A 21,136-nucleotide genomic window follows, 5' to 3' on the forward strand; every position below is an offset into this window, starting at 1 on the left:
GGTATCTAGAAAGCTAGAGGGGCAGGGTCAAGCCCAAAAACAGGAAAATGCCTGGACATGCTGGATTACTTCGCGGCGCATCGTTATATGCGCCGAATGTGCTCTGAAAACACCGATAATCTGCCCTTCATGAAGATGCACGGGCTTGGCAACGACTTTGTCGTTGTGGATGCGCGTGCGCAAGCGCATGAGATCACACCCGAAATCGCCAAGGGAATCGGTCATCGGCACTTTGGCGTGGGATTCGACCAGCTTGCCGTTATCACCAAGGGCAAAGGCGATGCGCATCTGACCTTTTTCAATTCAGACGGTTCACTGTCTGCCGCTTGCGGGAACGCCACACGCTGCATTGCGCGGTTCATCATGGACGAGACCGGGAAATCCGACCTTCACCTGACCACGGATCGCGGCGATCTGGCGGCCAAGGATGCGGGCAACGGGTTGACCTCTGTCAATATGGGCCAGCCACAGCTGGACTGGGCCGAAGTGCCATTGTCCGAGCAAATGGATACGCTGACCCTGCCTATTGATGGCAGCCCGACCGCCACGGGCATGGGCAATCCGCATTGCACCTTCTTTGTCGATGACGTGATGGCCGCAAACCTCGAAGAGATCGGCCCGCGGATCGAACATCACCCGCTTTATCCCCAACGCACCAACGTGCAGATTGCGCAAGTCATTGGCCCCGATCACATCCGCATGCGGGTCTGGGAACGCGGGGTTGGTGTGACACTGGCCTCTGGCTCTTCCTCCTGCGCCACGGCCGTTGCTGCGGCCCGGCGGGGACTGACAGGGCGACAGGTGCGCATTGATCTGGATGGCGGTACCTTGCATCTGAACTGGGCCGAGGATGGTGTCTGGATGACCGGACCGACCTCACATGTATTCAGTGGCGTCTTTACTGCTGACTTTCTGGACAGCCTGAAATGAAACCCCCCGTATTTTCCAATCACGGTTGCCGCCTCAATGCCTATGAGGTGGAGGCGATGAAGGATCTTGCCGGGCAGGCCGGGCTGGAGAACGCGATTGTCGTCAACACCTGCGCCGTCACCGCAGAGGCCGTGCGCAAAGGGCGCCAAGACATCCGCAAGCTGCGCAAGGCCCATCCAGAGGCCCGCCTGATCGTCACAGGCTGCGCCGCACAGACCGAGCCGGACACCTTTGCCAAGATGGATGAGGTCGATGCCGTGATCGGCAACACCGAAAAGATGCGTCCCGATACATGGCAAGGGCTGGCGGCAGATTTTATCGGCGAAACAGAGGCGGTTCAGGTCGATGACATCATGTCGGTCACTGAAACCGCCGGACATCTGATTGACGGGTTCGGCACCCGCAGCCGCGCCTATGTGCAGGTCCAGAACGGCTGTGACCATCGCTGCACCTTCTGCATCATTCCTTATGGCCGCGGCAATTCCCGCTCTGTCCCGGCGGGTGTTGTTGTGGATCAGATCAAGCGTTTGGTGGGCAAAGGTTTTAACGAGGTCGTGCTAACAGGCGTTGATCTGACCTCTTGGGGGGCTGATCTGCCCGCAACACCCAAGCTGGGTGATCTGGTCATGCGCATCTTGCGGCTGGTGCCGGACCTGCCCCGCCTGCGGATCAGTTCAATCGACAGTATCGAGGTCGATGAAAACCTGATGCAAGCCATTGCAACAGAGCCGCGTTTGATGCCGCACCTGCATTTGTCGTTACAGCATGGCGATGACATGATCCTCAAACGGATGAAGCGGCGGCACCTTCGCGATGATGCCATCCGGTTCACGGAAGAGGCCAAACGCCTACGCCCGGATATGACCTTTGGCGCTGATATCATCGCCGGTTTCCCCACGGAAACAGACGCCCATTTTGAGAACTCGCTGAAGCTGGTCAAAGACTGTGATCTGACATGGCTGCATGTGTTCCCCTATTCAAAAAGGGATGGCACACCGGCCGCAAAGATTCCAAATCAGGTGAACGGGACAGTGATCAAAACCCGTGCGGCGCAATTGCGAGCCGCGGGCGATGCACAGGTGCAGCGGCACTTGCAGGCGCAGATCGGCAAGACCCATCGCATATTGATGGAAAACCCGACCATGGGCCGGACAGAGCAGTTTACCGAGGTGACTTTCACGAAACCGCAGACCGAAGGACAGATCGTCACCACTGCTATCCTCGGGCAATCCGGCAACCAACTCACCGTCTGAACCCTTTGAAAAGTTCGGGCGCGTTTCTTTAGATACATCACAAAAAAGCCTCCGCAGTTCCCTGCGGAGGCTTTTGAATTCCGGCTTAGGCCAGCTTAGTCGCGGTTTTTGTATTTCACCGGTGCCCAAAGGCGTTTGTTGGTCAGATACAACAGAACCGAAAGCAGGGTCAGGAACAGCACACCGGCAAAACCGGCTTGCTTGCGCGCCATCATCTTGGGTTCAGCTGTCCACATCAAGAAAGCGGATACATCTTCCGACAGGTGATGCAGATCGTTGGCATGGCCATCGACAAATTCGACCGATTCATCATCCAGCGGTGGCGCCATTGCGATCCAGCCACCAGGGAATGCGGTGTTCTCGTAGAAGGTCACACCGGCCTGTTCCTTGGTCTCACCGGTATAGCCGTTCAGCAGGGCCGCGATGTATTCGGCGCCGCCCATACCTTTGAAGAACTGGTTGATGCCAAGGCCGTAGGGGCCATGAAAACCGGCCCGCTTTTTCGCCATCAGCGACAGGTCAGGTGCCGTTTCCAGATTGGATTCCGGGAAGTGGTCCACGGGTGTTGCTTCACGGAAATCATCGAGATCGGCGTCAAACACTTCGAACTGTTTGGCATATTCGATGACCTGATCTTCGGGCAGCTGTGGGCCGCCGTCGTCACCAAGGGTCCGGATCGCCACGTATTTCAGGCCGTGGCAGGCCGCACAGACCTCAGTGTAGATCTGCAAACCGCGTTGAAGCTGGTTCACATCATAGGCACCAAAAGGGCCGTCAAACGAGAAATCGATGTTCTCGATGTGCTGCTCACCACCACCGGCGGCCATTGCGCCGGAAGTGCCAAGGCCAAGCGCAACAAGCGCGGACAGGGTCAGTTTCTTGATCATTGTCATGTCCTTCACTCCGCCGGGTTGGCCGCTGCGTCAGCATCGGCTTTGTGGGCGTAATGTGCATCGAAATCTTCTTCGATGGTTGCCGGTTGCGGCAGAGGTTTCTCGATAACCCCAAGCAGCGGCAGGATCACCAGGAAGTAGGCGAACCAATAGGCCGACGCAATGAGCGAGAAGCTCGCGTAGGGTTCTTCGGCCGGCATCGCACCCAGCCACATCAGGGCGAAGAAGTCGATCACCAGCAGGGCAAACCACCATTTGAACATTGGGCGATAGCGGCCCGAACGTACGCTGGATGTGTCCAGCCATGGCACCAGCGCCATCACGGCAATCGCACCAAACATCGCCAGAACACCAAAGAATTTCGCGTCGATAATACCGCCGGTCACGAATGACGCGATCTGAACAACCCAAACCTCAGAGGTGAACGCCCGCAGGATCGCGTAGAAGGGCAAGAAATACCATTCCGGCACGATGTGCGCAGGTGTCGCCAGGGCGTTTGCCTCGATGTAGTTATCGGGGTGGCCCAGATAGTTTGGCATAAAGCCGACGATGGCAAAGAACACCGCGAGGATCACTGCAAGTGCGAACAGATCCTTGATCACGAAGTAAGGCCAGAACGGCAGCGTGTCTTTCTCTGCTTCTTCCTTTGAGCCGCGGCGGACTTCAACACCTGTTGGGTTGTTGTTGCCGGTGCTGTGGAAGGCCCAGATGTGAACCGCAACAAGCGCGGCAATCACGAAAGGCAGCAGATAGTGCAAGCTGAAGAAACGGTTCAGCGTGGCGTTGTCTACCGCAGGTCCGCCCAGCAGGAATGTTTGCAGGCTTTCACCCACGAACGGGATCGCGCCAAACAGGCCGGTGATCACAGTCGCGCCCCAAAAGGACATCTGACCCCATGGCAGAACGTAACCCATGAAACCGGTTGCCATCATAAGCAGATAGATCAGCATACCGATGATCCATGTGATCTCGCGCGGGGCTTTGTAAGACCCGTAATAGAGACCGCGGAAGATATGCGCATAGACCGCAACAAAGAACAGCGATGCGCCGTTCATGTGCAGGTACCGCAGCATATAGCCGCCGTTCACGTTGCGCATGATGTGTTCAACAGACGAAAACGCCAGATCGACATGCGGCGTGTAGTGCATAACCAGAACGATACCGGTGACGATCTGAAGCGCCAGACAGAACGTCAGCACAATACCCCAGATCCACATCCAGTTCAGGTTCTTGGGTGTGGGGATCATCAATGTATCATAGAGCAGGCCAACGATGGGCAGGCGGCTGTGCAGCCACTTTTCGCCGTTTGACTTTGGCTCGTAATGGTCGTGAGGAATTCCAGACATTGGTGTGCTCCCTTAACCCAGTTTGATCGTGGTTTCATCCACGAATTCAGCGACAGGCACCGGCAGGTTGGTCGGCGCTGGCCCTTTGCGGATACGGCCCGCGGTGTCGTAGTGTGAACCGTGGCAGGGGCAGAACCAGCCGCCAAAGTCACCGGCATCGCCCAAAGGCACACAGCCAAGGTGCGTACACACACCCATCATCACCAACCATTCGCCCGCTTCATCCAGCGTGCGGTTCTCGTCGGACGCATCCACGGAACCGAGGTTGTCGTTCTGCGCCACAGGATCGGGCAAGTCAGCCAACGCAACGGCGCGGGCTTCGTCGATCTCTTCTTGGGTACGGCGACGGATGAAAACCGGTTTACCGAGCCACTTCACAGTCAGCTGGGTGCCGGGTTCAACATCAGCAACATCCACACGAATAGAGGACAGCGCCAGAACGTCAGCAGATGGATTCATCTGATTGACAAGCGGCCAGGCAACAGCCCCGGCGGCTACGGCACCGGTTCCGGCGGTTGCGTAATACAGGAAATCCCTCCGGGTGCCTGCGTGATCATCTGCTTGGGACACGGGTTTACTCCACTTCTCGGCCAAAACGGGCCATCAGACATAGAGGCGGCGCGAATGCGCCACCTGACTTCAAGCGGTATCTAACGGGCCAAAGCGAGTCCGTCCAGATGGCAATGCCGCGCAAAGGGTCGCAGTTTGCCGAAGAAACCGGAAAAATAGCCGTTTGAGCAAAAATTAACCCGCTGGCGGAACAGTTGCCTGCATCGAAGGGCGCGAATCAAAGCTTTCGTACCATGCGGCCAATGCATCATTGCCTTTGCGCCAACCACGCGCGTCCAAACGGAAATCCACATAGCCAAGCGCACAGCCAACCGCGATCTGCCCGATATTCATCGGCGCGGACAGCTGGCTCATCCAACGTGTGTTCAATGCAGCACAGGCGCGTTCAATTTTGCCCCATTGCCCCTCAACCCAAGCATCCATGCGGATCTCTTCGGGACGCAAGCGCGTTTCATAGACCATCAACAACGCGGCATCGAGAATCCCGTCCGCCGTCGCTTCAAGTGTCAGAAGATCCCAATGCGCCGCGCCGCTGCCGTAAAGGCCCGCCTTTGCGCGATCGTCCAGATAGGCGCAAATCACCCGGCTGTCATAAATAGCTGGGCCATCTGCCCGTTCCAGCGCGGGCACTTTGCCCAGCGGGTTTTGCGGCAACAGCCCCGGTGCCGGGGCCAAGGGTGTGCCATGTTGTTCTTCCAGCGTGACATCATCAAGCTGCCCGGTTTCGTGTAGCAAAACCATGATTTTGCGCACATAGGGAGAGGTCGGCGAATAGGCGAGTTTCATGCAGGTCTCCTGAACTGATCGCTCAAGTATTGCCCCGCATTTCCTTGGGCGCAATCACTGCATTGTACCAAATCAGTCCTTCGAGACGCCGCGCATCAGGGCACCAATGACATGGGCCTCCGATCCAAACCCATAAGCCTCGATCTGGCCTGCGGCGGCATCACGCACCGCATCGGGCTTGTTCTGGCCCAGCTTCCATGTGCCATCAACAGCCGTCACCTTGATCCGGCAAGGCACGATCATACGCATCATCTTTTCAAGCGCATCCGGTGTCATCTTGGTGGTTTTCCATGGCGGTTTGGGCAGAAGGCGATCCTCATAAAAGGCCGATTGCCGATCGAGGAGCGCCAGCAATTCCTCTTGCGGTCGCCGCTCAAGAACCCCCGTCAGATGCACAGCAACATAATTCCAGGTCGGCACCTGATCTGCCACCTCGTACCAATCGGGCGACACATAGGTATCTGCGCCAGACACCGCCAAAGTCACAGGCACCGGTTCCTTCAAGGCGCGGGCAATCGGGTTGGACCGCACCAAATGTAGATCCGCAACCGCCCCATCATGGGACAGCAAGAAAGGAATATGGCTCAGCATGGGCGCATCCGCACCCTGTGCCGCCAAAACGCCAAAGCCCCGCTCGCGGGCAAATGCAACGTTTCGTGCATCGTCGGCATCATGAAATATCGGATTGGGGTGCATGGCGCGTACCTTTTCAAATCTCTCATTTTCGCTCTTGCAGAGTTTTGCACGACATTGCAACGTGGCGCCATTCTCAGGGCGGGGCGAAATTCCCCACCGGCGGTATGCAGGGCACGACCCCGCGAGCCCGCGAGCGCAACTCCCGCTAGGGGTTGGTCAGCAGATCTGGTGAGATGCCAGAGCCGACGGTCATAGTCCGGATGAAAGAGAATGCGTCATATTCGGGGGCCATGCCCCTGTCTGTGGTCGTGATCGCCTTGGGTGGACGTGTCTGAACCAAAGGAGATCATTATGACACATGGCAATACAGCCCCCGCCCGCTTCGCCTTTATCAAAGCTCAATGGCACGCCGATATCGTTGATCGCGCATTGGACGGATTTTGCGAAATTATCCCCGCCGCACAAGTCGGCGTTGTCGATGTGCCCGGCGCGTTTGAAATGCCGCTGATGGCACAAACCCTTGCCCGCACCGGCAAATACAGCGCCGTCGCATGCGCCGCCTTTGTTGTAGATGGCGGCATCTATCGCCATGATTTTGTGGCCGCTGCTGTGGTTGAAGGGTTGATGCGGGTTGGCTTGGACACTGGCGTACCTGTGCTGTCGGTGTCTCTGACCCCGCATCACTATCAGGAAACTGACCATCACAACGCGATCTACCGCGATCACTTTGTGGAGAAGGGCCGAGAAGCCGCCCGCGCCGCCCTCGGCATCACTGGGGCAAAAGCGGCATTGGCCGCATGATCCATTTCCTTCAAAGAAAACGGTCCGAAGTCTCTAAAGACTTCGCTGCCTCTCAGCCTAAATAGGCACGCAGCGCCGGCGGCGGGTTGTCCATCAACGCCGCCGCCGGTTGCGGTGCTTCGGCGCGGCCTTCGGCGACAAACACCACCTGATCGGCAATGCGCCGCACGTCTTCGGGGGCATGTGTCACCATGATCAGCGCCGCGCCGGTTTCGGCCACCAATTCGGCCACCAGATCCAGCATCTCATTGCGCAGCGCCGGACCGAGCGCCGCAAAGGGTTCATCCAGCAAAACAAGCGGCCGCGCTTGCACCAACACCCGCGCCAGCGCCGCGCGGCTTTGCTGTCCTCCCGACAAAGCAGCGGGGCGTTTGGCACTGTGATCGGCCAGCCCCACACGGCGCAGCGCGTCCAGCACCTTGGCCTGTTCTGCCCCGGACAGCCGCAGATCAGGGCGCAGTCCCAAGCCGACGTTCTGCTGCACAGTCAGATGCGGAAACAGGTTGTTGTCCTGAAACAGCATCGTCATGGGGCGTTGGCCCGGATTGTCCTGCGAAATATCCCGCCCCTGCCAAAGAATGCGGCCCGATTGCAACGGCACAAAGCCACAAAGCGCACCGAGCAAGGTGGACTTGCCTGCCCCGGACGGGCCGATCACGGCGTACCGCTGCCCTTGCTCCAGCGCCATATCCGCAGCCAATGAAAAATCGCCCAGCGCAATTTTCGCCTGTTCAACTCTCAGCATGCCAGCGTCCTCCCCTGTCGCAGATCCAGAATATCCCCAATGCCAACGCCAGCAGGATCAACGCAGCCCCCGCCGCTGCCTCCATTCTGTAAGCGCCCATCAACCGGTACATTTGCAGTGGCAATGTTGTCCGGTCCTGATCAGCAAAAAGCGCAATCACGCCCAGATCCCCGACCGACAATGCACCCGTCAAGCCTGCTGCAAATCCCAATTGCCCCCGCAACCGCGGCAGGATCACCCAACGCCAAAGCGGCCAGCCTTGCAGGCCAAGCGACACAGAAAGCCGTCCAAAATCCGCCAATGTATCGCGCAGCCGCGGCACCAAGATCCGCAGCGCAAAGGGCAAGGCCATCATCGCATTGACCAATGCCGTCACGGGCAAGGCCAGATCAGACGGGTTCATCACCGGATTGATCAAAATGAACCAGCCAGTGCCGATCATCAAAGGTGATGCAGACAGGCCCAGCAACCCTATTGCCTCCACACCGCCCCTCTGGCGGGTTGCGATCCAGCCCGCCATCGGCAGTGCCAAAAGGCAAAGCGTCAACACAGAGATCACCGCCACAAACACCGACAACCCTGCCGCTTGCCAAACTGCGGCAGGCACTTGCGGCAAACCCGCAACGCCGCGCAGCAGAACCGCCGCAAGCGGTAGCAGCAAAAACAGCGCCGCCAAAGTGATGACCGCCCCATCCCCTGCACGTTGCAACCCTCCACGCGCGTCCCAACGTTGCAGCGTTCGGTCCTGACCACCGCCCAGCGAGATCGCCGGAATGATCCACAATGCGGCCAATGCCGCACCTCCCGCCAACACCAGCTGCACCAATGACAAAAGTGCCGCCCGTGACAGGTCAAAATCAAACAAGAACGCCTGATAAATAGCCAATTCAAGCGTTGTGGCCTTCGGCCCGCCCCCCAGTGTCAGTGCAACGGCAAAACTGGTCAAGCAGATCACAAAGATCAACGCCGCCACCCCCGGCACCACTTGGCGCAGCAGCGGCCATTCCAGCGTCAGGAAAATCCCACGTGGTCCAAGCCGCAATTGCGCGGCAAGGCGAAACCGCTCTGCCGGGATGCTTTGCCAGCCTTGCAAAATCAACCGTGTCGCCAAGGGCAGGTTGAAAAACACATGCGCCAGAACCACCCCGTGTAATCCGTAGATCGACACCTCTGGCACCCCGGCAAGGCCAAGCAATTGGTTCAACCAGCCGGATCTGCCAAACACCGTCAGAAGCCCAAGCACAGCCACAATCACGGGCAGAATGAACGGCGCACCCAGCAGCGTCACCAGCAAGGCCCGGCCTGCAAACCGCCGCCGTGCCAACGCACGGGCGACCGGGATGGCCAAGAGTGTTGAAATCACCGAAGACAAAACCGCCTGCCAAACGGTAAACCGCACAGCAGCCCAATCAGAGCGCAGCAAACCTGCGCCGGTCTCTGCCCGCGACATCACCGCGAGCAAAGCGGCAAGCACCAGAACCGCGACCAAGATCGCAGCGCCGATGCCTGCACCGTTTTTTACTGCGACAACGCGCCGAGCCATTCTTGCAATGCCGCATCACGAATGGCTGGCACCTCTTCGGCGGGGATCAATCGCGCGTTTTCTGGCTTCACAAGCGCCTCGAACCCCTTGGGCAGGCCGCCGCTTGGCATCACCGCCGGATACATCCAGTTGGTTGTCGGCAAAATGGATTGTGCCGCGTCAGACACCATAAAGTTCAAAAACGCTTCAGCCAGCTCTGGCTGATCCCTGTTCGCCAGACGCCCAGCGACTTCGACCTGCATATAGTGGCCTTCGTCAAACACAGCTGCGGCTTTGCTTTCGTCTTCCTCGGCGATGATGTGATAGGCAGGCGAGGTTGTATAGCTCAACACCATGTCGGCTTCGCCCTCAAGGAACAGACCATAAGCCTCGGACCAGCCTTTGGTCACGGTCACGACATTGTCTGCCAAGCCCTGCCAAATCGCCTCGGCCTCATCGCCATAGGCATCCTTGACCCACATCATCAGCCCCAAACCGGGGGTTGAGGAACGCGGATCTTGAATGACGATTTTCACGTCACTGTCGCCCAGCGCTTTGAAATTTTTGGGCGGGGTCATGTCCGTGTTGTGAACAAAGGCAAAGTAACCCCAATCGTAGGGCGCAAAAACGGCATCGTCCCAAGTGATCGGCAAGGCATAATCAGCGCTCACAGCCGTTTCAGTGAACAGCCCAGTGTCCTTGGCCGCCGCGATCAGGCCGGTATCAAGCCCCAGGACCACATCAGCGTCAGATCGTGCGCCTTCGAGCTTGAGCCGCGCCAAAAGCGCCGCGCCATCGCCCATTCCGACAAATTTCAGATCGCAAGCACAGTTTTCCTCAAACGCTTTCTCGATCTGCGGGCCTGGCCCCCAGTCAGAAACAAAGCTGTCGTAGGTGTAAACAGTCAGCACTGGTGTTTCGGCAATCGCTGCCGAGGCCCCAAGCAAGCCCGCTGCAAGTGTAAGATACTTCATCGCATCCTCCTTTTGCGGCGAAAGGGAAAAAGGATGGATGTTTGTCCAGACCTTCCCTCCGCCGGTGTTAACCGGTTCAGGTTCTACGGGTCCATGCAAATGCACATCTCAGCTCAATTGAGCCCCCCGAGGTATCGCCATCGTTAGGAGCATGTCCAAAGGGATGCAAGCCAAAACCCCTTGAGGCACAGCACTGCGCCCGTTAATGCAGACCCAACAGGAGTGCATTTATGTCGATGAACAGCTTTGGCCATCTCTTCCGCGTGACCACTTGGGGCGAAAGCCACGGCCCGGCCTTGGGCGCAACGGTTGACGGTTGCCCTCCCGGTGTGCCGGTCACGCCCGAGATGATCCAGCACTGGCTCGACAAACGAAAACCGGGGCAGAACAAATACACCACCCAGCGGCGCGAGGCCGATGAGGTGAAGATCCTGTCAGGTGTGTTTGAAGGTGTAACCACCGGCACCCCGATTCAGCTGATGATCGAAAACACCGACCAGCGCTCTAAGGATTACGGGGATATCAAGGACAAGTTCCGCCCCGGTCATGCCGACATCACCTATTTCCAGAAATACGGCATTCGCGATTATCGCGGCGGCGGGCGGTCCTCTGCCCGTGAAACGGCCTCCCGCGTGGCAGCTGGCGGATTGGCCCGCGAGGCGATGAAAGCCATGGCGCCCGGTGTTCAGATCACCGGTTACATGGTCCAGATGGGGCCCCATCAGATCGACCGCACTGCATTTGATTGGGACCAGATTGAGCAAAACCCGTTTTGGGTGCCAGATGCACAGGCCGCATCAGATTGGGCGACCTACCTTGATGGGTTGCGCAAATCCGGCTCCTCCGTCGGGGCGATCATCGAGGTGGTCGCGCGCGGTGTCCCCGCCGGGATCGGCGCACCGGTGTACGGCAAACTTGATACCGACCTGTCCGCCGCAATGATGAGCATCAATGCCGTCAAAGGTGTGGAAATCGGCGAGGGCATGTCAGCGGCGATGCTGACAGGTGAGGCCAACGCGGACGAGATTTACATGGGCAACGATGGCCAGCCGCGATACTCGTCCAACCATGCAGGTGGTATTCTGGGCGGGATCAGCACCGGGCAGGATATTGTCGTGCGCTTTGCGGTTAAACCAACCTCAAGCATCCTCACGACCCGCAAGACGATCACCAAAAACGGCGAAGAGACCGAGATCATCACCAAAGGCCGCCATGACCCCTGCGTGGGCATTCGCGCCGTGCCGGTGGGCGAGGCGATGATGGCCTGTGTGATCCTCGATCACCTGCTGCTGCACCGCGGGCAGGTTGGAGAAAATCGCGGCATCATCGGCTGAGGGCGCGGAAAATCTCAAATTTTCCTGACCGGACTTTTTGAAAACGTCCGCCACCCAGCCCACGCGCTTGCACTTTCCCGATCAGAGGCGCATGACTCCGCCATGCCCGCCAGTCTGACCCAGAACCGCCCCGGACGCGCCATTGCGCTCAAACTCTGTGCGATCTTTCTGTTCATGGTTATGGCCGCACTGATCAAGGCCGCCTCTGGTCACGTACCGCCCGGGCAGGCCGTCTTTTTCCGCTCACTCTTTGCTATACCGATCATTGGCCTCTGGCTGTGGCAAAGCGGGCATTTGCATGACGGGCTTAAGGTTAACAATCTCTTTGGCCACATCTGGCGCGGGCTCTTTGGCACCACCGCGATGGGCCTGACCTTTGCCGGGCTCGCCCTTCTGCCCCTGCCCGAAGTGACCGCGATCGGCTATGCCACGCCGATGTTCACCGTGATATTCGCCGCCCTGTTTCTGGGCGAGCGGGTGCGCCTGTTCCGCTTGTCTGCCGTGGCGCTTGGGTTGATTGGTGTGATGATCGTAATTGCCCCGCGTTTGTCTATGGGCGCAAACTTCAGTGCCGCCGCCACCTACGGCGCGTTGATGGTGTTGGCCGCGTCCATCCTGCGATCCTTGGTACAGATCCACGTCCGGCGACTTGTGCAAACTGACAGCACCTCTGCTATCGTCTTTTACTTCTCATTGACCGCCACCTGCCTGTCGCTGCTGACCCTACCGTTGGGTTGGCTCATTCAAACACCGGCCCTCACATGGACCGCGCCGGGCATTGAGGTGCTGGGCCTGATCATCTGTGCGGGCCTGATCGGCGGTGTTGCACAAATCCTTGTGACGTCGTCTTTCCGCTTTGGCAGCGCCTCGATGCTCGCGCCTTTTGATTACTCTTCGATGATCTTTGCCAGCCTTATTGGTTGGGTGGTCTTCAGCGAAGTGCCAACCGCAACGATTCTGCTGGGTGCTGGGCTTGTCATTGCGGGTGGTGTGCTGATTATCTGGCGCGAACGGCAATTGGGGGTGGACAGGAGCAAATCAAAGCCCAATGTCCCCCCACCAGGCACCCCCGGCTAAAGGAGAGAGAACCCCATGTCCGAGACAACAGACCACAAAGAAAAGATGCAAAAGCGTCAGGCCGAGCAACGCAAAAAAGTCGCAGAGCTTCAGGATCCGGAAAAGGGGCTGGTTCTGGTCCATACCGGGGCAGGTAAGGGCAAAACCTCAAGCGCTTTTGGCGTGGTGGTGCGGGCACTTGGCTGGAAACAGCGGGTTGGCGTGGTGCAATTCATCAAGGGCAAATGGAAAACCGGCGAGCGGTTGTTCTTTGATCGCCTCGAAGAAGTCACATGGCACACCATGGGCGAAGGTTTCACGTGGGATACCCAAGACAAAGACCGTGACATCGCCGCCGCGCAGGCTGCCTTTGCCAAGGCCCGCGAGATGATGGAAAGCGGCGATTATGATCTGGTGGTTCTGGACGAGATCAACATCGCGATGCGCTATGAATACATCAGCGTCGAAGACGTTATTGCTGGGCTCGATGCGCGCGCCAAAGACACCGGCGTGATTCTCACAGGCCGCGATGCCAAGCCAGAGCTTTGCGCCTATGCCGATCTGGTGACAGAAATGACAGAGGTCAAACACCCGTTCAAGGCAGGCATCAAAGCCCAGCGCGGTGTGGATTTCTGATGGCGAACGGCACACAAGCCAAGGTCGCGCTGATCACCGGCGCGGCGCGGGGGATCGGGCTGGCCACGGCGCACCTGATGGCCGCAGATGGCTGGCGGGTTGCGTTGCTGGATCGTGACGCTGACGCCCTGAAATCTGCGGCGGCAGAGTTTGACGGCAAGGCATTGGATCTGCTGTTTGACGTTTCCGACCCGCAAGCCGCACCTCAAGCGATCCGCGCCTGCCTTGATCATTTCGGACGGCTGGATGCCTTGGTCAACAATGCGGGCGTGGCTGATTTTGGGCCCATCGAAGAAACGGATTTTGCCCGTTGGCGGCGGGTGATGGAAACCAATCTGGACGGTGTGTTCCTGATGACCCAAGCCGCGACCGAGGCGCTCAAGGATAGCGCTGGCGCAATCGTTAACATCGCGTCGATCTCTGGCTTGCGGGCCTCAACCCTGCGCGTGGCCTACGGCACATCCAAAGCCGCCGTGATCCACCTGACCAAACAACAGGCGGCGGAACTTGGGGAGTATGGGATTCGGGCAAACGCAGTTTGCCCCGGCCCCGTGCGGACTAAATTGGCCATGGCCGTACACACCCAAGACATCATCGACGCCTACCATGATGCGATCCCGCTCAACCGCTATGGGTCGGAGCAGGAAATCGGTGAGGTCATCGCGTTCCTGTGCAGCGAGAAGGCCAGCTATGTCACTGGCCAGATCATCGCATCAGATGGCGGGTTTGAAAGCACAGGCGTGGGCCTGCCTGCGCTTCGCAAATAGCGCGGTGCGGGGTTAAACCCGCACCAGCTTTTCATAGCTTTCCGCGATGTCGCGGGTCAGGGCGCCGACCTCAAAGTTGAAATCGCCGATCTGGCCCACAGGGGTCACTTCCGCCGCTGTGCCGGTCAGCCAGCATTGCTCAAACCCTTCAAGCTCTTCCGGCATGATGTGGCGTTCATGAACGGTGATGCCTTTTTCCTTGAGCATCCCGACAACCGTCTGGCGGGTGATCCCGTTGAGAAAGCAATCCGGGTCAGGGGTGTGTACTTCGCCATCTTTCACGAAAAAGATGTTCGCCCCGGTCGCCTCGGCCACATAGCCGCGGTAGTCGAACATCATTGCGTCCGAACAGCCCTTCGCCTCGGCCGCATGTTTGGACATGGTGCAGATCATATAAAGGCCTGCCGCTTTGGCATGGCTTGGGATGGTCTCGGGACTCGGGCGTTTCCACTTGGAGATGTCCAGCTTTGCGCCCTTCATTTTGGCATCGCCGTAATAGGCGCCCCATTCCCAGGCCGCGATGGCAAGGCGAACAGGGTTGCGGGCCGATGCCACACCCATATCTTCGCCCGCACCGCGCCATGCGATGGCCCGTACATAGGCATCGGACAGGCCGGACTTGGCCAGAACTTCGACCTTGGCCGCTTCGATCTCGTCCACGGTCCATGGGATCTGGAAATCAATCATCTCGGCCGAGCGACGCAACCGCTCGGAGTGTTCGCGGCTCTTGAAGATCTTGCCGTTATAGGCCCGTTCGCCTTCGAACACCGAAGACGCATAATGCATCGCATGGGTCAGGATATGCACATTTGCGTCACGCCAGTTGACCATTTCACCATCCAACCAGATGAAACCATCCCGATCATCATATGCTCCAGCCATCTGCATTCCTCCAACTTAGCGGGTCATTTTTCGATTGTTGCGCAAGAAATGACCGTTTCGGACATTTAATTACGCAAAAGCTGCGATTCTCTAGCCTTTCGTCCTTGGAGTGTCAACAAGGCTGACGTAATGTTGGCACACCAACATATGAGGACACTATGGCAGACGGACGCGGCCCCGCAGGCAGCAGTGGCGAGAGCCTGCTTTTCCTGACCGACGAACAGCTCAGGCAGGCCATAGAGGCCATGTTTTTTGCCTATCGCGGCTTTACCGCAGACCCGGACCGTATCTTGGTGGATATGGCCTATGGCCGGGCGCATCACCGCGCCATCCACTTTATCAACCGGGCGCCGGGAACCACGGTGAACAACCTGCTGAATATTCTTGGCGTCACGAAACAGTCACTCAACCGTGTGTTGCGCACCCTGATTGCAGATGGTCTTGTCGAAAGCAGGGTGGGCCGCAACGACAAACGCGAGCGGCACCTCTTTTTGACGGATGCGGGCCGCGCGCTGGAACAGACCTTGTCTGATGCACAACGCGCCCGGATGCGCACAGCATTCCGCGATGCCGGTCCCGATGCGGTGGCTGGATTTCGCACGGTATTGGAGGCGATGATGGATCCTGAAATGGGCGCGAGCTATACGCGGCTCAAGGAAAGCGGATCATGATGGATATGGACGCCCATCTGCTGATCGTTGATGACGATGAGCGTATTCGCACGCTGCTTCAGAAATTTCTGATGCGGAACGGGTTTTTGGTCACCGCCGCCCGCGATGCCGCCCATGCGCGGCGCATTCTGGCGGGGCTGGATTTTGATCTGATCGTTCTGGATGTGATGATGCCTGGCGAGGATGGTCTGTCGCTCACCCAATCGCTGCGCGAAACGATGCAGACACCGATCATGCTGCTGACCGCCAAAGGCGAGACTGGCAACCGGATCGAAGGGCTTGAGGCGGGGGCGGATGATTATCTGGCCAAGCCGTTTGAACCCAAGGAACTGCTGCTACGTATCAACGCCATTTTGCGGCGTATGCCTGATACCAGTGCGCAAGATGCCGCGCCCAAGGTGCTGTCGCTGGGGCCGATCCGGTATGATCTGGAACGCGGTGAAATGTGGCAGGGCGATGATCTGGTCCGGCTGACCGCCACCGAGGTGCAATTGATGAAGATCTTTGCCGCTCAGCCCGGTGTGCCTCTGAGCCGTGCCAAACTTGTTGAGGAATTGGGCCGCGATCGGGGGCAGGCGCAGGAACGTGCCGTGGACGTTCAGATCACCCGCCTGCGCCGCAAGATTGAGGACAATCCCAAACAGCCGCGCTACCTGCAAACGGTGCGCGGCGCGGGGTATATGCTGGCGCCGGATTGATAAAAGGCGCGGGTTTGGCCAGCGCGGCAAAGGGGGGCCAGCCCCCCTGACCCCCCGAAATATTTAAGGCCAAAAAGAAAGATGACCCGCGCATCTGGCAGGCCTTTCGCTTCGCCGTTAATGTGGCCGGGAATTTGACAGAAAGGCACTGACATGTCCGAGACATCCGTAGATGAGATGAACTTTGAAACTGCGATGGCGGAGCTGGAAAAGGTTCTGGGCCAGCTGGAGCGGGGCGATGTGGCGCTGGACGAATCTATTGCGCTTTATGAACGGGGTGCGGCGTTAAAGGCGCGGTGCGAGGCCAAGCTGAAAGAAGCCGAAGAAAAGGTGGCGGCGATTACCTTGGACGGCGAGGGCAATCCCGTGGGGGCGAAACCTGTTGAAGGTCTCTGAGATAGACGGATCAAACGCACGGTTGCCGTTTCCGCAGGCCCTTGGCGCGGCGCAGGATGTCGCGGTGCATTGGATTGACGTAGCCCTCGCAAATGAAAGCAGCGATATCGCGCAGGCGATGCGCTATGCCACCCGTGGCGGCAAGGGATTGCGTGCGTTTTTGGTGTTGGAAAGCGCCCGGATCTGTGGATGCAGCGCGGCGCAGGCCGGACCGGCGGCGGGCGCAATCGAAGCGCTGCATGCCTATTCGTTGATCCATGATGATCTGCCCTGCATGGATGACGACGACCTGCGCCGCGGCCAACCGACAGTGCACCGGAAATGGGATGAGGCAACGGCCGTTTTGGCAGGCGATGCCTTGCATTCGCTGTCGTTTGAATTGCTTGGTGAGGTGGATTGCGACCCCGCACAGCAGATGGATCTGACTGTCAGCCTGGCCCGCGCTGCGGGCGTTGGCGGGATGGTTGGCGGACAGGCGATGGACATCGCGGCAGAGACCGCTGCACTGCCTTTAACATTGGACGAGATCACCGCGCTTCAGGCCGGGAAAACCGGTGCCTTGATCACATGGTCCGCAATGGCCGGGCCGCGTATGACCGGCACGGATGGCACCGCGTTCAAATCCTATGCAGATGCGCTTGGCCTCGCCTTTCAGATCGCCGATGACATTCTGGATATCGAAGGCGACGCAGCCGTGGTTGGCAAAGCCACGGGCAAGGATGCGGGCGCGGGCAAAGCCACTTTTGTATCGCTGCTGGGGCTGGATGGGGCCAAAAGCCGCGCCTCTGACCTGGTGCAATCTGCCTGTGATGCCCTATCTTCCTATGGAGAGGACGCCGAAACCTTGCGAGAGGCCGCTCGCTTCGTTATTGCCCGCGAGAAATAGATCACCCGGAGGGGGGTTCAAATGACCGACCGACCTGTCACCCCACTGCTGGACCGCGCCAAGCGGCCAGCTGACCTCAAACAATTCAGCGACTCTGAACTGAATACACTGGCCAGAGAGCTGCGGCAGGAAACCATTTCTGCCGTTTCCGTAACCGGTGGGCATTTGGGGGCAGGCTTGGGCGTTGTCGAATTGACCGTCGCCTTGCATGCGGTCTTTGACACACCGCGTGACAAGATCATCTGGGACGTCGGGCACCAGTGTTACCCTCATAAAATCCTGACCGAGCGGCGCGACCGTATTCGCACCCTGCGGCAGAAGGACGGGCTTAGCGGATTCACCAAGCGCAGCGAAAGCCCCTATGATCCTTTCGGCGCCGCCCATAGCTCGACCTCGATCAGTGCGGCGCTTGGCTTTGCCGTGGCGCGGGATCTGGGCGGAAACATTCCCGAAGGGCTGGGCGATGCGATTGCAGTGATTGGCGATGGGTCGATCTCTGCCGGGATGGCCTATGAGGCGATGAACAACGCCGGACATCTGGGCAAGCGGATGATCGTTATCCTCAATGACAACGAGATGTCGATTGCGCCGCCCGTTGGCGCAATGTCCAGCTATCTGAGCCGTCTTTATGCCGAAGAGCCCTTTCAGGACTTCAAAGCCGCAGCCAAAGGCGCAGTAAGCCTTTTGCCCGAGCCGTTCCGCGAGGGCGCGAAACGGGCAAAGGATATTCTCAAAGGCATGGCCGTTGGCGGTACCTTGTTCGAACAGCTTGGGTTCTCATACGTCGGGCCAATTGACGGCCACGACATGAACCAGCTGCTGCCTGTATTGCGCACGGTCAAGGACCGCGCCACCGGGCCGATCCTGATCCATGTGCTGACCAAAAAGGGCAAAGGATACGCCCCCGCCGAACAGGCCCGCGACAAAGGCCACGGGGTGGCCAAATTCAATGTGGTGACGGGCGAGCAGAAAAAAGCCCCCTCAAATGCGCCAAGCTACACCTCGGTTTTTGCGCAAAGCTTGCTGCAAGAAGCGGCGGAGGACGACAAGATCTGCGCCGTGACCGCCGCGATGCCCGATGGCACCGGATTGAACCTTTTTGCAGAACGCTATCCCTCGCGGTGTTTTGATGTGGCGATTGCCGAACAACATGGCGTGACCTTCTGTGCCGCGCTTGCCGCAGGCGGGATGAAACCCTTTTGCACGATGTATTCGACTTTCCTTCAGCGCGGATATGATCAGGTTGTGCATGACGTGGCGATCCAGCGTTTGCCGGTTCGTTTTGCCATTGATCGCGCCGGATTGGTGGGCGCGGATGGCGCGACCCACGCGGGCGCATTCGATATTGCTTATCTGGCCAACCTGCCGGGATTTGTGGTGATGGCCGCCGCCGATGAGGCCGAACTAAAACACATGGTCGCCACAGCAGCGGCCCATGACAACGGTCCTATCGCCTTTCGTTTTCCCCGCGGCGAAGGGCGCGGCGTAGACATGCCAGAGCGTGGCACGCCGATTGAAATCGGCAAGGGCCGGATGATCACCCAAGGGTCCAAGGTGGCGCTATTGTCGTTCGGAACACGTCTGGAGGAGGTCGAAAAAGCCGCCGAAGCATTAGAGGCCAAGGGCATCACCCCTACGGTTGCCGATGCCCGGTTTGCCAAACCTCTGGACCGCGAATTGATCCTGTCACTGGCCGCGGATCACGAGGCCCTGATCACCATCGAAGAGGGCGCGGTCGGCGGCTTTGGCAGCCATGTTGCGCAGTTGCTTGCGGAAGAAGGCGTGTTTGACGAGGGGCTGAAATATCGCTCCATGGTCTTGCCGGACACGTTCATTGATCAAGCCAGCCCGGCAGACATGTATGCCGTGGCCGAAATGAACGCCGAACATATCGAGGCAAAGGTTTTGGATGTTCTGGGCATTGCCAGCCTTGGGGCGCAGCGGGCCTAAGGCTTTTTCTGCTGTTCCAGCAGCCGCGCCAACTGCCCCTCAATCACCAGCAAACGCGCGGTGACGTCATCGCGGTAGGCCCCGGTTTCGGCGTCTGCCTCTTCGTGGTGGGCGTCTTGCATGGAATTCACAATCAGACCCACCAAAAGGTTCACCACGGCAAAGGTGGTGACGATGATGAAGGGGATAAAGAACATCCATGCCAGCGGGTAAACTTCCATCACCGGACGCACGATGCCCATGGACCAGCTTTCCAGCGTCATGATCTGAAACAGGGAATAGGCCGACAGGCCCAGCGTGCCAAACCAGTCAGGAAAACTGGACGCGAAGAGTTTGGTCGCGATCACCGACCCGATGTAAAAAATCAGCGCCATCAGGAAAAACACGGACGCCATGCCGGGCAGCGCAGTGATGAAACCTTCGACAACCCGTCGCAGACGCGGCGCGGCAGACACAAGGCGCAGCACCCGCAGGATGCGTAGCGCCCGCAACGCCGAGAACCCCTGCGCGGCAGGCACCAAGGACACGCCAACAATCACAAAATCAAAGATATTCCATCCATCACGGAAAAACCGCAGCCTGTAGGCCACCAGCTTGGCCGCCAGTTCCAGCACAAAGATCGCAAGGCACAGCCGGTCCAGCATCAAGATCAAACCGCCCGCCACATCCATAGCGGTCTTGGAGGTCTCAAGGCCAAGCAGCACGGCATTGAAAATGATCACCGACATAATCGCAGTGCCAAATCTCGGTGTTTCCAGAACTGCCTGAAGTCGTTGTTGTACCGTCATATTCCTGCCCATGCCGCGTTTGCCCCTATATGGCGATGGCCGGGTGCCTGAACAAGCCCGCGCAGGTCAGAGCAGCGCAAGACCGGCAAAAACACTGAGTGCAACAGCACAATATCCCAAAAGCACGTAAACACCGTCGTGGGTCAAAAGACCAAAGACCAGCAACGCCACGGTGGCCGCCCCGACGGAGGTGACCATTGGCAGAATTTCCAACAGCGGCCAGGCCAGGGGGATCGCGGCACAGACGGCAAGGGTGATCCACCGCATCACGCCTTTTGTCAGAAATTGCAGCCGCGCTTGCGAATGACGATCGAGAAATGCGCAAGGCTTGCGCATCCAGCGTACAGCCTGATGCAGCCGTTCGGATCGCAGGCGCTGGCGCAACAAGAACTCCGGCAACCAGATCCGTTTGCGCCCTGACAGGGCCTGAACCGCCATCGTCACAATAATCATCGCGGCAAGGGTGGGCGTGCCGGGAATGCCAGACAGAGGCGACACCATCAGCAGCGCAATGAGCAGGATGAACGGGGTGATTGCCCGATCCCCAAATGGGCGCAGCAGATCGCGGAAGGACACCTTGCGGCCCTGCCCTGCCTGTTCCAAACCATCGAGCATT

The 21,136-nt window shown here is 58.6% G+C and carries 23 protein-coding genes and 2 riboswitches; of the genes, 12 read left to right on the forward strand and 11 right to left on the reverse strand.

Features of this window, described 5'->3' with window-relative positions; genetic code table 11:
- Positions 1–96: 96 nt before the first annotated feature.
- Both dapF and mtaB read left to right on the forward strand, forming a co-directional pair.
- Positions 97–930: a diaminopimelate epimerase gene (dapF, locus tag C8N31_RS01865; protein ID WP_025047247.1), complete on the forward strand. Its 834-nt coding sequence runs from the start codon at positions 97–99 to the stop codon at positions 928–930.
- Positions 927–2,183, forward strand: coding sequence for a tRNA (N(6)-L-threonylcarbamoyladenosine(37)-C(2))-methylthiotransferase MtaB (mtaB, locus tag C8N31_RS01870; RefSeq protein ID WP_025047248.1), 1,257 nt, complete (start codon positions 927–929; stop codon positions 2,181–2,183). The genes dapF and mtaB overlap by 4 nt, the downstream gene beginning before the upstream one ends.
- Positions 2,184–2,278: 95 nt before the next feature.
- On the opposite strand, the gene C8N31_RS01875 is transcribed toward mtaB, so the two are convergent.
- The 5 genes from C8N31_RS01875 to C8N31_RS01895 form a co-directional block, all read right to left on the reverse strand.
- The gene (locus tag C8N31_RS01875; RefSeq protein WP_025047249.1) at positions 2,279–3,070 is read right to left on the reverse strand and encodes a cytochrome c1; all 792 of its coding nucleotides are present in this window, start codon (positions 3,068–3,070) and stop codon (positions 2,279–2,281) included.
- 11 nt (positions 3,071–3,081) lie between these two features.
- On the reverse strand, positions 3,082–4,422 hold the full coding sequence (petB, locus tag C8N31_RS01880; protein WP_025047250.1) for a cytochrome b: 1,341 nt from the start codon (positions 4,420–4,422) through the stop codon (positions 3,082–3,084).
- Positions 4,423–4,434: 12 nt separating this feature from the next.
- Positions 4,435–4,992, reverse strand: coding sequence for a ubiquinol-cytochrome c reductase iron-sulfur subunit (petA, locus tag C8N31_RS01885; RefSeq protein WP_025047251.1), 558 nt, complete (start codon positions 4,990–4,992; stop codon positions 4,435–4,437).
- Between the two features lie 174 nt (positions 4,993–5,166).
- Positions 5,167–5,778 (reverse strand): glutathione S-transferase, encoded by a 612-nt coding sequence (locus tag C8N31_RS01890; protein ID WP_025047252.1) that lies wholly within the window; start codon positions 5,776–5,778, stop codon positions 5,167–5,169.
- Between the two features lie 72 nt (positions 5,779–5,850).
- Positions 5,851–6,474, reverse strand: coding sequence for an FMN-binding negative transcriptional regulator (locus tag C8N31_RS01895; protein WP_025047253.1), 624 nt, complete (start codon positions 6,472–6,474; stop codon positions 5,851–5,853).
- A 65-nt stretch (positions 6,475–6,539) separates the two neighbouring features.
- Positions 6,540–6,690, forward strand: a riboswitch (FMN riboswitch).
- A 75-nt stretch (positions 6,691–6,765) separates the two neighbouring features.
- Between C8N31_RS01895 and C8N31_RS01900 the strand changes: the two genes are divergently transcribed.
- Positions 6,766–7,215, forward strand: coding sequence for a 6,7-dimethyl-8-ribityllumazine synthase (locus tag C8N31_RS01900; RefSeq protein WP_025047254.1), 450 nt, complete (start codon positions 6,766–6,768; stop codon positions 7,213–7,215).
- Positions 7,216–7,267: 52 nt separating this feature from the next.
- On the opposite strand, the gene C8N31_RS01905 is transcribed toward C8N31_RS01900, so the two are convergent.
- Genes C8N31_RS01905 through thiB form a run of 3 tightly spaced genes read right to left on the reverse strand, consistent with a single transcriptional unit; the run spans position 7,268 to position 10,456 of the window.
- Positions 7,268–7,960, reverse strand: coding sequence for a thiamine ABC transporter ATP-binding protein (locus tag C8N31_RS01905; protein ID WP_025047255.1), 693 nt, complete (start codon positions 7,958–7,960; stop codon positions 7,268–7,270).
- Positions 7,947–9,503 carry a thiamine/thiamine pyrophosphate ABC transporter permease ThiP gene (locus tag C8N31_RS01910; protein WP_025047256.1) on the reverse strand — a complete coding sequence of 519 codons (1,557 nt, stop codon included), beginning with the start codon at positions 9,501–9,503 and terminating at the stop codon, positions 7,947–7,949. Before C8N31_RS01910 ends, C8N31_RS01905 begins: the two co-directional genes overlap by 14 nt.
- Complete coding sequence (thiB, locus tag C8N31_RS01915; RefSeq protein ID WP_025047257.1) at positions 9,479–10,456, reverse strand: thiamine ABC transporter substrate binding subunit; 978 nt, start codon at positions 10,454–10,456, stop codon at positions 9,479–9,481. The genes C8N31_RS01910 and thiB overlap by 25 nt, the downstream gene beginning before the upstream one ends.
- A 36-nt stretch (positions 10,457–10,492) precedes the next feature.
- Positions 10,493–10,595: riboswitch (TPP riboswitch) on the reverse strand.
- Positions 10,596–10,686: 91 nt separating this feature from the next.
- Here thiB and aroC point away from each other — a divergent pair.
- The 4 genes from aroC to C8N31_RS01935 all read left to right on the forward strand — a co-directional run bounded on the left by aroC (position 10,687) and on the right by C8N31_RS01935 (position 14,249).
- Entirely contained in the window at positions 10,687–11,790 is a 1,104-nt protein-coding gene (gene aroC / locus C8N31_RS01920; RefSeq protein WP_025047258.1) for a chorismate synthase, read from the forward strand.
- A gap of 102 nt (positions 11,791–11,892) precedes the next feature.
- Entirely contained in the window at positions 11,893–12,867 is a 975-nt protein-coding gene (locus C8N31_RS01925) for a DMT family transporter (protein WP_025047259.1), read from the forward strand.
- A 15-nt stretch (positions 12,868–12,882) separates the two neighbouring features.
- Positions 12,883–13,482, forward strand: a complete 600-nt coding sequence (gene cobO, locus C8N31_RS01930) for a cob(I)yrinic acid a,c-diamide adenosyltransferase (RefSeq protein WP_025047260.1) — start codon at positions 12,883–12,885, stop codon at positions 13,480–13,482.
- Positions 13,482–14,249, forward strand: coding sequence for an SDR family NAD(P)-dependent oxidoreductase (locus C8N31_RS01935; protein ID WP_025047261.1), 768 nt, complete (start codon positions 13,482–13,484; stop codon positions 14,247–14,249). Before cobO ends, C8N31_RS01935 begins: the two co-directional genes overlap by 1 nt.
- Before the next feature lie 12 nt (positions 14,250–14,261).
- Here C8N31_RS01935 and C8N31_RS01940 read toward each other — a convergent pair whose 3' ends face one another.
- Complete coding sequence (locus C8N31_RS01940; RefSeq protein WP_025047262.1) at positions 14,262–15,131, reverse strand: branched-chain amino acid aminotransferase; 870 nt, start codon at positions 15,129–15,131, stop codon at positions 14,262–14,264.
- A 158-nt stretch (positions 15,132–15,289) separates the two neighbouring features.
- Between C8N31_RS01940 and C8N31_RS01945 the strand changes: the two genes are divergently transcribed.
- From C8N31_RS01945 to dxs, 5 genes are all read left to right on the forward strand, one after another.
- Entirely contained in the window at positions 15,290–15,802 is a 513-nt protein-coding gene (locus tag C8N31_RS01945) for a MarR family winged helix-turn-helix transcriptional regulator (protein ID WP_025047263.1), read from the forward strand.
- Positions 15,799–16,500 (forward strand): response regulator, encoded by a 702-nt coding sequence (locus C8N31_RS01950; protein WP_025047264.1) that lies wholly within the window; start codon positions 15,799–15,801, stop codon positions 16,498–16,500. The genes C8N31_RS01945 and C8N31_RS01950 overlap by 4 nt, the downstream gene beginning before the upstream one ends.
- Before the next feature lie 153 nt (positions 16,501–16,653).
- Complete coding sequence (locus C8N31_RS01955; RefSeq protein WP_025047265.1) at positions 16,654–16,896, forward strand: exodeoxyribonuclease VII small subunit; 243 nt, start codon at positions 16,654–16,656, stop codon at positions 16,894–16,896.
- Between the two features lie 64 nt (positions 16,897–16,960).
- Positions 16,961–17,782: a polyprenyl synthetase family protein gene (locus C8N31_RS01960; protein WP_231476717.1), complete on the forward strand. Its 822-nt coding sequence runs from the start codon at positions 16,961–16,963 to the stop codon at positions 17,780–17,782.
- 21 nt (positions 17,783–17,803) lie between these two features.
- Entirely contained in the window at positions 17,804–19,732 is a 1,929-nt protein-coding gene (gene dxs, locus C8N31_RS01965) for a 1-deoxy-D-xylulose-5-phosphate synthase (RefSeq protein WP_025047267.1), read from the forward strand.
- Here dxs and C8N31_RS01970 read toward each other — a convergent pair.
- Positions 19,729–20,520: an ion transporter gene (locus C8N31_RS01970; RefSeq protein WP_025047268.1), complete on the reverse strand. Its 792-nt coding sequence runs from the start codon at positions 20,518–20,520 to the stop codon at positions 19,729–19,731. The genes dxs and C8N31_RS01970 overlap by 4 nt on opposite strands.
- Positions 20,521–20,586: 66 nt before the next feature.
- Entirely contained in the window at positions 20,587–21,135 is a 549-nt protein-coding gene (locus tag C8N31_RS01975; protein ID WP_249031121.1) for an exopolysaccharide biosynthesis protein, read from the reverse strand.
- Between the last annotated feature and the right edge of the window lies 1 nt (position 21,136).

The organism is Sulfitobacter mediterraneus (assembly GCF_003054325.1).
Classification (GTDB): domain Bacteria; phylum Pseudomonadota; class Alphaproteobacteria; order Rhodobacterales; family Rhodobacteraceae; genus Sulfitobacter; species Sulfitobacter mediterraneus.

Coding starts and splice junctions, on each gene's coding strand:
- C8N31_RS01955 (WP_025047265.1), top strand. CDS start 16,654: ATGTCCGAGACATCCGTAGATGAGATGAACTTTGAAACTGCGATGGCG.
- C8N31_RS01900 (WP_025047254.1), top strand. CDS start 6,766: ATGACACATGGCAATACAGCCCCCGCCCGCTTCGCCTTTATCAAAGCT.
- dxs (WP_025047267.1), top strand. CDS start 17,804: ATGACCGACCGACCTGTCACCCCACTGCTGGACCGCGCCAAGCGGCCA.
- C8N31_RS01905 (WP_025047255.1), bottom strand. CDS start 7,960: ATGCTGAGAGTTGAACAGGCGAAAATTGCGCTGGGCGATTTTTCATTG.
- C8N31_RS01895 (WP_025047253.1), bottom strand. CDS start 6,474: ATGCACCCCAATCCGATATTTCATGATGCCGACGATGCACGAAACGTT.
- petB (WP_025047250.1), bottom strand. CDS start 4,422: ATGTCTGGAATTCCTCACGACCATTACGAGCCAAAGTCAAACGGCGAA.
- C8N31_RS01935 (WP_025047261.1), top strand. CDS start 13,482: ATGGCGAACGGCACACAAGCCAAGGTCGCGCTGATCACCGGCGCGGCG.
- mtaB (WP_025047248.1), top strand. CDS start 927: ATGAAACCCCCCGTATTTTCCAATCACGGTTGCCGCCTCAATGCCTAT.
- thiB (WP_025047257.1), bottom strand. CDS start 10,456: ATGAAGTATCTTACACTTGCAGCGGGCTTGCTTGGGGCCTCGGCAGCG.
- C8N31_RS01975 (WP_249031121.1), bottom strand. CDS start 21,135: ATGCTCGATGGTTTGGAACAGGCAGGGCAGGGCCGCAAGGTGTCCTTC.
- C8N31_RS01910 (WP_025047256.1), bottom strand. CDS start 9,503: ATGGCTCGGCGCGTTGTCGCAGTAAAAAACGGTGCAGGCATCGGCGCT.
- C8N31_RS01945 (WP_025047263.1), top strand. CDS start 15,290: ATGGCAGACGGACGCGGCCCCGCAGGCAGCAGTGGCGAGAGCCTGCTT.
- C8N31_RS01925 (WP_025047259.1), top strand. CDS start 11,893: ATGCCCGCCAGTCTGACCCAGAACCGCCCCGGACGCGCCATTGCGCTC.
- dapF (WP_025047247.1), top strand. CDS start 97: ATGTGCTCTGAAAACACCGATAATCTGCCCTTCATGAAGATGCACGGG.
- C8N31_RS01875 (WP_025047249.1), bottom strand. CDS start 3,070: ATGATCAAGAAACTGACCCTGTCCGCGCTTGTTGCGCTTGGCCTTGGC.
- C8N31_RS01940 (WP_025047262.1), bottom strand. CDS start 15,131: ATGGCTGGAGCATATGATGATCGGGATGGTTTCATCTGGTTGGATGGT.
- aroC (WP_025047258.1), top strand. CDS start 10,687: ATGTCGATGAACAGCTTTGGCCATCTCTTCCGCGTGACCACTTGGGGC.
- C8N31_RS01890 (WP_025047252.1), bottom strand. CDS start 5,778: ATGAAACTCGCCTATTCGCCGACCTCTCCCTATGTGCGCAAAATCATG.
- C8N31_RS01950 (WP_025047264.1), top strand. CDS start 15,799: ATGATGGATATGGACGCCCATCTGCTGATCGTTGATGACGATGAGCGT.
- C8N31_RS01970 (WP_025047268.1), bottom strand. CDS start 20,520: ATGACGGTACAACAACGACTTCAGGCAGTTCTGGAAACACCGAGATTT.
- cobO (WP_025047260.1), top strand. CDS start 12,883: ATGTCCGAGACAACAGACCACAAAGAAAAGATGCAAAAGCGTCAGGCC.